Below are 12791 nucleotides of genomic sequence, written 5' to 3'. Positions count from 1 at the left end.
CAGTGGAGTACCGTGGCAGATATGGCCACTCGTACTTCCCCCGCGCCAAAACGTACCTCCAGCAGTAAAACGGGCGCATCCGCGGGCCGCAGCGGCTCCTCGGCGGCCAAATCCGGCCGGTCCGGATCGTCGGGCGGCAGCGCCCGCACGCGCCAGCTTCCCGCCGTCGAACACCGGCAGCCCTGGCTGCTGCGGGTGGCCGGCGGGGCCTGGCTGGGCATCGGCCACCTGGTGGGCGGGGGAGTCCGCCGCATTGGCCAGGACGTCAGCGACCTGGCCCCCGAGGACCGCCGTGACGGGGCTGCCCTGTTCAACCTGGCCCTGGCGGTCTTCATCGCCACCTTCGCCTGGTGGGGTTTCCGAGGCTGGTTCCCGGACGCTGTCTACGCCGTGGTCAACGGCACTTTCGGCTGGATGTCGCTGGTCCTGCCGCTCATGCTCTTCGTGTGCGCCTGCAGGCTGTTCCGGCAGCCTGTGGATGGCCGCGGAAACAACCGGGTGGGCATCGGCTTCCTCATCATGACGTTCGCAGGCTGCGGCATCGCGCACATCGTGGGCGGCCAGCCCACCGTCAGCGAGGGCTTCGACGGGCTGCGGCAGGCAGGCGGCATGCTGGGATTCCTGGCGGCCTCCCCGCTGGCCGCCATTCACCCCGCCGTCCCGGTGGTCCTGTACGGGCTGCTGGCCTTCGTGTCGGTGCTTATCGTCACGGCCACTCCGTTCGGAGCGATTCCGCGGCGGTTGCGCGGGGCCTATGAGCACCTGATGGGCATCGACCTTCAGGAGGACGACGGCGACGCCCACGACCGTAGCTACCTGGACGAGAAAACCCCTCCCGCCCCGAAGAAGAAGCGCAAGCGGCTCTTTGGCAAGGACGAGGACGCCGATCCCCGGCTGGAGGGCTACGTCGGAGACGAAGCCTTTGAGCACGCCGTCATCGACGACGACGACCCGTCACCGGGCGACGGAAAGGGAGCCCCCGCCGTGGCCCCCGGAGTCCGGCGGCCCACCCAGGCGGAGATCGCCGTCGAGAAGATCAAGGCAGCCCAGGGGCTCGGCGCCAAGGGCGCCGACACCGAGAACGCCACCGAGGCCATTCCGCTCGTGGTCCCGGGCATGGCCGGCGCTGCGCCTGTACCCGGTGCAACTCCCGGCGCTGCCGTGCAGGTGCCTGCCAAACCTGTGGCGCCTGCGCCGCTGCCCACCCCCATCCCGCAGCGCACGGAGCAGTTGTCCCTCGCGGGCGACGTCACGTACACGCTGCCGTCCTCCGATGTGCTGACGCCCGGATCCATTCCCAAGGAGCGCACGGAAGCCAATGACGCCGTCGTGGCCGCCCTGACGGACACGCTCCAGCAGTTCAATGTGGATGCCACCGTGACCGGCTTCAGCCGGGGTCCGACCGTGACCCGCTACGAGATCGAACTGGCGCCCGGCACCAAGGTGGAGCGGGTCACCGCGCTGTCCAAGAACATCTCGTACGCCGTCGCCTCGAGCGACGTCCGCATCCTGAGCCCCATCCCCGGCAAGTCGGCCATCGGCATCGAGATCCCCAACACGGACCGTGAGACGGTGTCCCTCGGCGACGTCCTGCGCAGCCAGAACGCCCGCCGCACGGACCACCCCATGGTCATGGGCGTCGGCAAGGACGTCGAGGGCGGCTACGTCGTGGCCAACCTGGCGAAAATGCCCCACCTGCTGGTGGCCGGTGCCACCGGTGCCGGTAAGTCCTCGTTCGTGAACTCCATGATCACGTCCCTGCTGATGCGCGCCACCCCCGACGAGGTCCGCATGGTCATGGTGGACCCCAAGCGTGTGGAACTTACGGCCTACGAGGGCGTGCCCCACCTCATCACGCCCATCATCACCAACCCCAAGAAGGCGGCCGAGGCGCTGCAGTGGGTGGTCCGCGAAATGGACGCCCGCTACGACGACCTCGCCAACTACGGCTTCAAGCACGTCGACGACTTCAACAAGGCAGTGCGGGCAGGCAAGGTCCAGCCGCCGGTGGACTCCAAGCGCGTTATCCGGCCCTACCCGTACCTTCTGGTGATCGTCGATGAGCTCGCCGACCTGATGATGGTGGCGCCGCGCGACGTCGAGGATTCCATCGTCCGCATCACGCAGCTGGCCCGCGCCGCCGGCATCCACCTGGTACTCGCCACACAGCGCCCGTCCGTTGATGTGGTCACCGGCCTGATCAAGGCCAACGTGCCGTCCCGCATGGCCTTCGCCACGTCATCCGTGACCGACTCCCGCGTGGTCCTCGACCAGCCCGGGGCGGAAAAGCTGATCGGACAGGGTGACGCGCTGTTCCTGCCGATGGGTGCCTCCAAGGCGATGCGTGTGCAGGGCGCCTGGGTCACCGAGTCCGAGATCCACAAGGTGGTTGAACACGTCAAGGGCCAGCTCCAGGCCGTGTACCGTGACGACGTCGCACCCGAAGCGCAGAAGAAGCAGATCGACGACGACATCGGGGACGACCTCGAAGTGCTGCTGCAGGCCACGGAGCTGGTGGTCACCACCCAGTTCGGCTCGACGTCCATGCTGCAGCGCAAGCTCCGCGTCGGGTTCGCCAAGGCCGGCCGCCTCATGGACCTGCTTGAATCACGCGGCGTGGTTGGCCCGTCGGAAGGTTCCAAGGCCCGCGATGTGCTGGTCAAGCCGGACGACCTCGCCGCGGTGCTGGCTGCGATGAAGGGCCAGGAGGCTCCGGCGACGGCAGATTCGCAGACCGCCGCGCTCAGCGACAACGCCAACGCCAACATCGCGCAGGGCGGCTACGCGGAGGACCTCGTCGCCGCCGACCTGGACAACCGTACCCAGAGCGTCGACTATTACGACGGCGCCGACAGTTCCGGTGACGACGAGGACGGCTCCGAGGACGCTTGGTCCCTCACCGGCCGGTAGTGCCGAGACGGTAGCCTAGAAGGGTGACTAGCACCGAAGCGACCGCGGCCGGCTCCAACAGCTCCGGGATCTGGAATCTCCCCAACATCCTTACGATGCTCCGCATTGTGCTGGTGCCGTTCTTCGTGTGGTTCCTCGTCGCCGATGCCCCCGGCCTGCGCAGCGAATCCGGGGCCTGGCGCTGGGCAGCAGTGGCGGCGTTCGCCGTCGCGATTTACACGGACAAGCTCGACGGCGACATTGCCCGCAGCAGGGGACTGGTCACCGACTTCGGCAAGATCGCCGATCCGATCGCGGACAAACTTCTGACCGGTTCCGCGCTGGTCATGCTGTGCGTCCTGAACGAGCTGCCATGGTGGATCACGATCGTGATCCTGGTCCGTGAATGGGGGATTACGGCGCTGAGGTTCTTCGTGATCCGTTACGGCGTCATCCCGGCATCGCGCGGCGGCAAGCTCAAGACAGTCGTCCAGACCGTCGCGATCTTCCTCTACCTCCTTCCGTTGGCATCCATCGCGCCGTGGCTGACTTGGGTGGCCTTCGCCGTGATGCTGGCAGCCGTGCTGATCACCGTCTGGACCGGCGTCGAATACGTTGTCCAGGCGCTGAAGGTCAGGTCGGAAGGGCTGCGCCGGCGCGCTGCTGACGCCGGCCAGGCAGAAAAAGAGGAGGGCCAGCCGTGACGAATCTGCACCGGATCGCCGGGGAGGCCGTGGCCGCGGCCGTCGGGCGGGGCGTCACCGTCGCCACCGCGGAGTCACTCACCGCCGGAATGGTGGCCGCCGTCCTGGCCGACACCCCGGGGGCGTCTGCCATGCTGCAGGGCGGCGTGGTCTCCTACAACAACACCGTGAAGCGGGACGTTCTTGGCGTTCCGCAGGACCTGCTGGACGCCGTCGGATCGGTGGACGAAGCGGTGGCTTCCGCCATGGCGGAAGGTGCCCGGCGCGTCTGCGGCGCGGACCTGGCGGTGTCCACCACGGGCGTCGCGGGGCCTGAGGCGCACGACGGCAAGGCCGTGGGAACGGTCTTCATAGGCATCGCAGGCACAGGAGGGACACAGGCGTTCCCCTACAGCTTCGAAGGCAGCCGGGCAGAGATCCGCGCGCTTGCTTGTGCCGCTGCGCTGGAGCGTCTGCAGGAGGCACTGGCTGCGCTGGGCTGAGCCCATGACTGCGCTAAGCTACCGGGAGTAAGGTTGCCGGGAACAAAAAGCGATTCCGAATAGTTGTCACATTGTGTCGCCTCTCCTGGAGGGAGGCGCCTAGGATGAAGAGAACAAATGCGGTTCGCGTCACAGTGAATCGAAAGCATGAGGGAGCAAGGCGATACAGATGGTAAAGCAGCCCGTGTCCGTTAACGGCGTTGTCCGCTGGAAGGACGTGGGCCTCGCCGATCAGGCCAAGAGCGAACAGAAGGAGCGCAAGATGGTTGTACTTCGTCACGAAATTGGTGATGTTCTGCGCGATGTCCGCCAGCGTCAAGGGCGTACCCTCCGCGAAGTCTCGCACAGCGCCCGGGTATCCCTGGGTTACCTCAGTGAGGTGGAACGCGGCCAGAAGGAAGCGTCCTCGGAACTCCTGTCCTCGATCTGCTCGGCGCTCGATGTTCCGCTTTCCAGCATGCTCCGCGAGGTCAGCGACCGCGTTGCAGTCGCTGAAGGCGTTGCCGTGCCGGACACTGTCCCGCAGGAATTCTCCCAGCGTTACGGCCGGGACCTTGAGCGCGACCTGAGCAGCGAGCTCAACAATGAACTGGCAACGGAAATGCTCTCCGGCGCCCGCTAACGGGATCCGGTAACCCGGAACCACAGGACCACAGCGAAGGCCTCCGGCAGTCTGCCGGAGGCCTTCGTCGTGCACTGCTGTCCAGTCGCGCCCCCGAAGGCTACGAGCCGCCGTCTTTGGGAAACCCGTCACGTTCGTAGGTGGCGTTGAGCTTGGCCATGTAGGCGGCCAGTGCCTCGAGGTCCGCCACCGGCCATTCGCCCAGACGCTCCCGGAACACCTGCCGCCGGGCATCCTGCACCTGGTGCATCTTCTCTTCACCCTCGGCGGTAAGCCTGATGGTTTGCGCCCGGCCGTCCAGGGGATCGGCTTCCTTGAGGACCAGGCCGATGCTTTCGAGGAACGCGATCTGCCTGCTGACGGAAGGCTTGCCGACGCCGATGCAGGACGCGAGTTCCGTGAGACGGATTGGCCCGCTCTTGCGGATGACGGTGAGCAGGCCGTAGGCGGCCGGCTCCATATCCGGGTGGACCTCGCGCGACAGTTGCTGGGAAACGGACCGGGCCCGTCGCCAGAAAATGCTGATCTGATGCTCCACATTTGTCAGTGCTGTATCAAGCGTGTCCTCGAAGGGGCCAGCGGCTTCGGGGGCTTCAGCGGGGTTGCTCATGGCAACCATTCTAGAGTCAGCGCACGTGAGAGACTGTATTGAGTGAGGATTAGTGATTTCTGGCGGCTGATGGACGATGAATTCGGGGCCGGGTACTCGCGCGTGCTGGGCGGTTCCCTTGTCCTTGCGGGGGTCGGAGGCCGGACGGCGAACCAGGCCCTCGCCGCCGGCGTCAGTCCGCGAGACGTCTGGCTCGCGGTGTGCGACGTGCAGGACGTCCCCGAGGAGCGGCGCCTCGGCCGCGACATCAAGCCCCGCCAGGGCGGGCCAGACCTGGTCTGAGTCGGCTACCGGCCCGGCCCGAGAAGCTGCTGACACGCCGACCGATTGTTCGAATATCTGTTCGGATGCGGCTATGCTTTTTGCCAGCGGGTTATCCACATATGCACGCCTGCCCGGTAAGAATGTCAGCGGGTGGCGCTAGCGTCGGTGATGACAGACAAAGGGCCGCAGAGGCCCCTCCAAAGCGAGAAAGCATTAGAGGTGTGAACCATGGCGGCAGCCCCGGATCGTGAAAAAGCGCTTGAAGCAGCGCTCGCGCAGATTGACAAGCAGTTCGGCAAGGGATCGATCATGCGGCTGGGCGACGAGACACGCGCCCCCATCGAGGTCATTCCCACCGGCTCCATCGCGCTGGATGTCGCACTCGGCATCGGGGGTCTCCCGCGCGGCCGCGTCGTAGAAATCTATGGACCGGAATCGTCGGGTAAGACCACCGTGGCCCTGCACGCCGTGGCCAATGCCCAGCGTGCCGGTGGCATCGCTGCGTTCATCGACGCCGAGCACGCCCTCGATCCCGAATACGCCGCCAAGCTCGGCGTGGACACGGACGCCCTGCTGGTCTCCCAGCCGGACACCGGTGAACAGGCCCTGGAGATCATGGACATGCTGGTGGGCTCCGGCTCGCTGGACATCGTGGTCATCGACTCCGTGGCTGCCCTGGTGCCGCGCGCGGAAATCGAGGGCGACATGGGCGACAGCCACGTCGGCCTGCAGGCACGGCTCATGAGCCAGGCCTTGCGAAAGATCACCGGCCGGCTGAGCCAGACCAAGACCACCGCCATCTTCATCAACCAGCTGCGTGAAAAGATTGGCGTGTTCTTCGGCTCACCGGAAACCACCACCGGTGGTAAGGCGCTGAAGTTCTATGCGTCCGTGCGCATCGACGTCCGCCGCATCCAGACCCTGAAGGAAGGTGCCGATTCCGTCGGCAACCGGACCAAGGCCAAGATCGTCAAGAACAAGATGGCCCCGCCCTTCAAGATCGCCGAATTCGACATCATCTACGGGCTGGGCATCTCCCGCGAGGGCGGCATCATCGACATGGGCGTGGAGCACGGCATCATCAAGAAGTCGGGGTCCTGGTTCACGTACGACGGCGACCAGCTTGGCCAGGGCATGGAGAACTCGCGCCGCTTCCTGCGCGACAACCCGGAGCTCGCTGCGGAACTGGAACGGCTCATCAAGGAAAAGCTCGGTGTGGGAATCAAGCCTGCGGCCGACGCTGAAGCCTCACCGAAGCTGAAGGCCGTTGACGGCTTCTAGCAAACGCCGGTCCCCTTCGGCCTTCGCCAAGGCCGGAGGGGACCGCACAGCAGGACCCGGCCCGGAACCGGACGAGGACCAGGACGCAGATCCGGCGTCGGTGGCGCGCGCCATTGTGCTGCGCCAATTGACCGCATCGCCCAAAAGCCGGCTGCAGCTCGAACGCAAGCTGGCCGAGCGCAACGTGCCTGAGGACGTCGCCGCGGCCGTGCTGGACCGCTTCGAAGAGGTCAGGCTCGTTGACGACGCCGAATTCGCCGACATGTGGGTGCGGAGCCGGTCGCAGTCGCGCAGGCTGGCCAGGGGAGCCCTCCGCCGGGAACTGGCGGACAAGGGCATTGACCCTGAGACGGCGGCCTCCGCCTTGGAGCAGCTCAGTGACGAGGACGAGGAAGCCGCCGCGCGCCATCTCGTGGAACGCAAGCTGCGGCCGGGGACAGACCTGTCAGACCGGGCGGAGCGCGACAAGACCACGCGGCGGCTCGCATCAATGCTCGCCCGCAAGGGCTACCAGCCCTCGCAGGCCTTTCGGATCGTGGCCGAAGTACTGGACGCTGCAGCCGGGGGTGCTCAGGCCGACGAGGAAGCCCTCGGGGTCAGCGCTCACTGGGAGTGGGCGCACCCGGCACCCCCGGTAGCCGGTACCCTTAATGGGTGAGTCTGACCTATCCTCCCCCCGCAACAGGCACCGAAAACGCAGCAACGGACGACGCCGCTGTGCCCCGCACCTATCAGGTGCGGACCTTCGGCTGCCAAATGAACGTTCACGACTCCGAGCGCATGGCGGGGATGCTGGAAGCCGCCGGTTATGTGCCGGCGGACGGTGCCCAGGCCGACGTCGTGGTCTTCAACACCTGCGCGGTGCGGGAAAACGCCGACAACAAGCTCTACGGCAACCTCGGCCAGCTGGCGCCGATCAAGGCAGCCAATCCGGGGATGCAGATCGCCGTCGGCGGCTGCCTGGCCCAGAAGGACCGCGAAACCATCCTGAAGAAGGCGCCCTGGGTCGATGCCGTCTTCGGCACGCACAACGTCGGCGCCCTGCCCGCCCTCCTGGACCGGGCGCGCCACAACAACGAGGCGCAGCTGGAGATCCTCGAGTCGCTGGACGTCTTCCCGTCCACGCTGCCCACCAAGCGCGACTCGGTCTATTCGGGCTGGGTGTCCATTTCGGTTGGCTGCAACAATACCTGCACCTTCTGCATCGTCCCGGCCCTGCGAGGCAAGGAAAAGGACCGCCGGCCCGGGGAGATCCTCGCCGAGGTCCAGGCCCTGGTGGATGACGGCGCCATCGAAGTGACGCTCCTCGGCCAGAACGTGAACTCGTACGGGGTGGAGTTCGGGGACCGCCAGGCCTTCTCCAAGTTGCTCCGCGCCTGCGGCGAGATCCCGGGCCTGGAGCGGGTGCGGTTCACCAGCCCCCACCCGGCCGCGTTCACCGATGACGTCATCGACGCCATGGCCGAGACTCCCAACGTCATGCCGCAGCTGCACATGCCGCTCCAGTCGGGTTCGGACAAGGTCCTGCGTGACATGAAGCGTTCCTACCGGTCGGCGAAGTTCCTCGGCATCCTGGACAAGGTCCGCGCCAAGATGCCGCATGCCGCGATCTCCACGGACATCATCGTCGGTTTCCCGGGGGAGACGGAGGAGGACTTCCAGGCGACCCTGGACGTCGTCGAAAAGTCGCGCTTCGCCACCGCCTTCACCTTCCAGTACTCCAAGCGGCCCGGCACGCCGGCCGCGGACCTGCCGGACCAGCTGCCCAAGGATGTTGTGCAGGAACGTTTTGAGCGCCTCACCGCGCTCCAGGACCGCATCGCCGCGGAGGAGAACGCCAAGCAGCTGGGACGCCGGGTCGAGGTCATGGTCACCGCCCAGTCCGGCCGCAAGTCGGAGGAGACCCACCGCCTTTCCGGCCGTTCGCAGGACCAGCGCCTTGTCCACTTCACAGTTCCCGTGGGCGCTCCTGCCCCAAGGCCAGGAGACCTGGTGACAGTTGCCGTCACGGAGGCCGCCGCCTTCCACCTGATCGCTGATCCGGCCACCGCCGCCGACTATTCCCTGCGCCGGTCCCGCGCCGGTGATGCCTGGGACAGGGCGCAGGCTGACTCCTGCGGCGCGCCGACACCCGGTGCCGCCGGGGCAGGCAGGGCCGGCGTGTCGCTCGGCATGCCGTCACTCCCGGTGCGGGGCCGCTGACCCGGTGGCGGGCCAGCCCCCCGTCATAGCGGTCGTCGGACCCACCGGATCGGGAAAGTCCGACCTCGCCGTCGAACTTGCCCTGGCCCTGGACGGCGAGGTGATCAACGCCGACGCGATGCAGTTCTACCGTGGCATGGACATCGGCACCGCCAAGGTCACCGAAGCTGAACAACGGGGTGTCCGGCACCACCTGCTGGACATCCTGGACGTGACGCAGGAGGCATCGGTGTCCGACTTCCAGCAGCAGGCCAGGGACGCCGTCGCCGAGATTCACCGCCGCGGCAAACGCGCCATCCTGGCCGGCGGGTCCGGCCTGTATGTTCGCGCCGCCCTGGACGTGCTGGATTTTCCGGGAACCGACCCGGCAATCCGCACCCGGCTCGAACAGGAGAACGCCGAGGCAGGCACTGCCGCGCTGCTGGAACGCCTCCGCGCGGTGGATCCCGTCTCCGCCGGTCGCCTCGGCGACGCCCGCCGCATCATCCGCGCGCTGGAGGTATTCGAACTGACGGGACGCCCGTTCAGCTCCTTCATGCCAACCCGCGAGTACCACCAGCTGGCCATCCAGATCGGGCTGCAGGTGGACCGTGAGCAGCTGCGCGACCGGCTCGCCGTTCGCGTGCACCGGATGATGGAGCGGGGGCTGCTGGCGGAAGTCGAACGGCTGGACGCCCAGGGCCTGCGCCGCGGCAAGACCGCACCGCGCGCACTTGGCTACGCCCAGTTCCTCAAAGTGCTCGACGGCGAAACGGACGCAGCGCAGGCAGCCGAGGAAACCATCGTGGCCACCAGGCAGTTCGCGCGCCGGCAACTGACGTGGTTCCGGGCTGACCCCCGCATCAGCTGGCTGGACTGGCAGGACCCTGGGCTGGCAGCCAAGGCCGCCGACCTCGCCCGCTGAGCCAGCACCAAAGCACTGGAAGAAAGACTCTTATGCCCCTCGCAGTTGCCAGCACGCCACAGCGCACCTCGCGGCGGACCCTCACTGTTGCCGTCGCCTCGCTGTTGGGCGCGACGCTGTTCTGGGCCGGCAACTACATTGTTGGAGCCGGCGCGGTCGAGAGCATCGACCCCCTCAGCCTCGTCCTGCTGCGCTGGTTGGGCGCCGTGGTTCCGCTGCTGGCTATCGCCCAGATGGCCGAGCGCCCGCAATGGCGCCAGGTGCTGGCAGCGTGGCCGTGGCTGGTCGCGCTTAGTGTGTTCGGGCTGCTGGGTTACAACCTGCTTCTGTACACAGCCCTCGAGCACACGGACGCATTCAACGCTTCCCTCATCAATGCGTTCAACCCGGCACTCATCACGTTGGCCGCTGCCGCGTTCCTCAGGGAACGCCTGACCCGCAGGGCAGTTGGCGGTGTCCTGGTCGCATTGGCCGGGGTGCTCCTTGTCCTCAGTAACGGCGACCTGGGCAAGCTGCTGCAGGCTGGCTTCGGGACGGGTGAACTGTTCATGATCGGGGCCATTGCGGCTTGGTCCGCCTATACGATCACCGGGCGGCTGGCTCCGCCCCTGCCTCCAATTACCGCCACTGCCATCCAGGCTTCGATCACCATCGTTGTTCTCACACCATTCAGCCTGGCTGCCGGCGGTCCAGCCCTGCCAACGACGCAGGGTGCCATCATTTCCTTGGCCTTCATTGCCCTTTTCCCGTCTGTGCTGTCCTACCTGCTGTGGAACCGCGCCCTGACAGTCATCCCCGCCGGCAACGCCGGGGTATTCCTTAACCTCATCACCGTCTTTACAGCCTTGTTCACAATCCTCTCAGGGCATCCCTGCACCTTTGCCCAGATAGCAGGCGGGGTGACTGTCATCGCCGGCATCCTCCTGACCAGCGCCCGCGGTCTGCGAGGCGGAGCCAAGCCGTTTTTCTGGCGCCGCCGGCGGACGGGTAACCTTGAACCATGAATGAAACCCTTGCAGAAGCAGCCCGGCCCGCCGCCACCACACTGAGCGGACTGCGGTTCTCCAAGGGCCATGGAACAGGCAACGACTTCGTCCTCGTCGCTGATCCTGAGGGCGTGCACGCCATCTCGCCGGAACAGGTCGCCCAGCTGTGCGACCGCCACCGCGGCATCGGTGGTGACGGCCTCATCCGTGCTGTCCCGTCCCGGCTCCTGGATGAAGGCCGGCAGGTTCTTGCCGAAAACCCCGATGCCGAATGGTTCATGGATTACCGCAACGGCGACGGTTCCCTGTCGGAAATGTGCGGCAACGGCGTCCGGGTGTTCGTCCACTTCCTCCTGGCCGAAGGCCTGGCTGACCTGCCTGCCGGCGGCTCGCTGACCATCGGCACCCGCGGGGGAGTCAAGACCATTGTCCGCACCGGTGACGGCTACGCCGTCGACATGGGCCCTTGGGAGTTCATCTTCCCGGACGAGGCAGCGGCCCGGGCCATGGATTCGCTTGTCAGCGCCGACGGACTCGAGGTGCCCCGGCCGGCGCTGTCCGTCAGCATGGGCAACCCCCACACGGTCGTCGCCCTGGCCGAACTGTCCGAACTCCGGGACACCCGGCTCTTCACAGCGCCGCACGTCGATCCCACCCCCGCCAACGGCACCAACGTCGAATTCGTTGTTCCGGCAGAGCCGCTGGTGCACGACGGCGTGGGCACCGTGACCATGCGGGTCCACGAACGCGGCGTCGGTGAAACACAGTCCTGCGGCACCGGAGCGTGTGCTGCGGCCGTGGCCATCCGGCACTGGGCCGGGCAGGGCGCCCCGGACGCCTGGCAGGTGAAGGTGCCGGGCGGCGTCGTGGGCGTTAAGTTCTTCACTGTCGCCGGTGGCCGCGAGCACGTCGAACTGAGCGGCCCGGCAACGATCGTTGCTACCGGGACGCTTTCCTGACCCGCAGGATCCTAAAGGACTTGGACGTGTTTTCCCGGGTCACCGTGAAGGAGTCGTCCAGCGCCTCCGCCAGCCAGCGCTGAAGCGAATCCGAGCCCAGGTTCTTCTGCACCACCAGCCAGGCGGAACCGCCGGGCGACAGCCTCGGCAGCCACAGCAGCAGGAGTGAGTGGAGTTCGTCCTTGCCAATCCGGATCGGTGGATTGGACCAGATGGTGTCGAAGCGGAGTTCCGGATTCACGTCCCCCGGCGTGCTGGCCACGACGTTGCCCAGCCCAAGCAGCTCGGCGTTCCCGTTGGTAAGCGCGATGCAGCGCTCGTTGACGTCCACGGCGTACACCTGCGCGTGCGGTGCCCGCAGCGCCATGGTCAGAGCGATGGGTCCCCAGCCGCAGCCGATGTCGAGCAAGTTTCCCTGCGGGGCGGGAGCAGGAACCTCGGCCAGCAGGATGGCCGTCCCCTTGTCGATCCCGTCCGGGCTGAAGATGCCCGACGAGGTCTGCAGCTTCCGCGTCTCACCGGCCAGTTCAACAGTGAGGGGCTTGCGGGTGAACGGGCCCGCGGGTGAGGCGCTGAAATAGTGGGCAGACTCCATAACTGGCCAGATTAGTGGGCCGCCCCGCCTGATGGGAAACCGGCCGGGTGCGAAAGCGGTACCGGTGATCTGCTATCCTTGGACGCATGTTCCTGATTTTTGAGTAGCCGGCTTTTTGCCCGCGGCCTTCAGCCGCCGGTACCGGCCCGGGGCTCCTTCCGATGCGATGCAGGTTTACCGCCTTCCGCCGGAGCGCAGCTTTAAACACCGCGCAGCCCAAGCAGCACTCGATCAGTCCACTTCCCGCCGGCCCAGCGTGTCCGCTGCCGGCATGTCAGGAGCACCTCCATGAC

13 protein-coding genes are annotated in these 12791 nt (G+C 66.7%); 11 read left to right on the top strand and 2 right to left on the bottom strand.

The features are described from left to right. Positions 1–21: 21 nt before the first annotated feature. The 4 genes from AC57BR_RS12555 (at position 22) to AC57BR_RS12540 (ending at position 4697) form a co-directional block, all read left to right on the top strand. Complete coding sequence (locus AC57BR_RS12555; RefSeq protein ID WP_496360992.1) at positions 22–2910, top strand: FtsK/SpoIIIE family DNA translocase; 2889 nt, start codon at positions 22–24, stop codon at positions 2908–2910. Between the two features lie 23 nt (positions 2911–2933). Further along, positions 2934–3593, top strand: a complete 660-nt coding sequence (pgsA, locus tag AC57BR_RS12550) for a CDP-diacylglycerol--glycerol-3-phosphate 3-phosphatidyltransferase (RefSeq protein WP_496360990.1) — start codon at positions 2934–2936, stop codon at positions 3591–3593. Next, positions 3590–4075: a CinA family protein gene (locus AC57BR_RS12545; RefSeq protein WP_496360988.1), complete on the top strand. Its 486-nt coding sequence runs from the start codon at positions 3590–3592 to the stop codon at positions 4073–4075. Before pgsA ends, AC57BR_RS12545 begins: the two co-directional genes overlap by 4 nt. Positions 4076–4244: 169 nt before the next feature. After that, entirely contained in the window at positions 4245–4697 is a 453-nt protein-coding gene (locus tag AC57BR_RS12540) for a helix-turn-helix domain-containing protein (RefSeq protein ID WP_003798764.1), read from the top strand. Between the two features lie 100 nt (positions 4698–4797). Here the strand turns inward: AC57BR_RS12540 and AC57BR_RS12535 are convergent, their stop codons facing one another. After that, positions 4798–5307: a MarR family winged helix-turn-helix transcriptional regulator gene (locus AC57BR_RS12535; protein ID WP_496360985.1), complete on the bottom strand. Its 510-nt coding sequence runs from the start codon at positions 5305–5307 to the stop codon at positions 4798–4800. A gap of 42 nt (positions 5308–5349) precedes the next feature. On the opposite strand from AC57BR_RS12535, the gene AC57BR_RS12530 reads away from it, so the two are divergent. From AC57BR_RS12530 to dapF, 7 genes are all read left to right on the top strand, one after another. Beyond that, positions 5350–5589 (top strand): DUF3046 domain-containing protein, encoded by a 240-nt coding sequence (locus tag AC57BR_RS12530; RefSeq protein WP_496360983.1) that lies wholly within the window; start codon positions 5350–5352, stop codon positions 5587–5589. A gap of 210 nt (positions 5590–5799) precedes the next feature. After that, complete coding sequence (recA, locus tag AC57BR_RS12525; protein WP_496360981.1) at positions 5800–6852, top strand: recombinase RecA; 1053 nt, start codon at positions 5800–5802, stop codon at positions 6850–6852. 100 nt (positions 6853–6952) lie between these two features. Further along, positions 6953–7510, top strand: a complete 558-nt coding sequence (locus AC57BR_RS12520) for a regulatory protein RecX (RefSeq protein ID WP_496361171.1) — start codon at positions 6953–6955, stop codon at positions 7508–7510. Continuing rightward, complete coding sequence (gene miaB, locus AC57BR_RS12515) at positions 7507–9054, top strand: tRNA (N6-isopentenyl adenosine(37)-C2)-methylthiotransferase MiaB (protein WP_496360979.1); 1548 nt, start codon at positions 7507–7509, stop codon at positions 9052–9054. Before AC57BR_RS12520 ends, miaB begins: the two co-directional genes overlap by 4 nt. Positions 9055–9058: 4 nt before the next feature. Next, positions 9059–9958 carry a tRNA (adenosine(37)-N6)-dimethylallyltransferase MiaA gene (miaA, locus tag AC57BR_RS12510; RefSeq protein WP_496360977.1) on the top strand — a complete coding sequence of 300 codons (900 nt, stop codon included), beginning with the start codon at positions 9059–9061 and terminating at the stop codon, positions 9956–9958. A gap of 32 nt (positions 9959–9990) precedes the next feature. Then, positions 9991–10962 (top strand): DMT family transporter, encoded by a 972-nt coding sequence (locus AC57BR_RS12505; RefSeq protein WP_496360975.1) that lies wholly within the window; start codon positions 9991–9993, stop codon positions 10960–10962. Beyond that, complete coding sequence (gene dapF / locus AC57BR_RS12500; protein WP_496360973.1) at positions 10959–11903, top strand: diaminopimelate epimerase; 945 nt, start codon at positions 10959–10961, stop codon at positions 11901–11903. The genes AC57BR_RS12505 and dapF overlap by 4 nt, the downstream gene beginning before the upstream one ends. Here the strand turns inward: dapF and AC57BR_RS12495 are convergent. Beyond that, the gene (locus tag AC57BR_RS12495) at positions 11884–12498 is read right to left on the bottom strand and encodes a class I SAM-dependent methyltransferase (RefSeq protein ID WP_496360971.1); all 615 of its coding nucleotides are present in this window, start codon (positions 12496–12498) and stop codon (positions 11884–11886) included. The two genes, dapF and AC57BR_RS12495, sit on opposite strands and share 20 nt — an antisense overlap. Between the last annotated feature and the right edge of the window lie 293 nt (positions 12499–12791).

The organism is Arthrobacter sp. BGA-UO-ETr-C19 (assembly GCF_059568005.1).
Note: the sequence above shows the minus strand (reverse complement) of the source record. Positions and strands in the feature narration are given on the sequence as shown.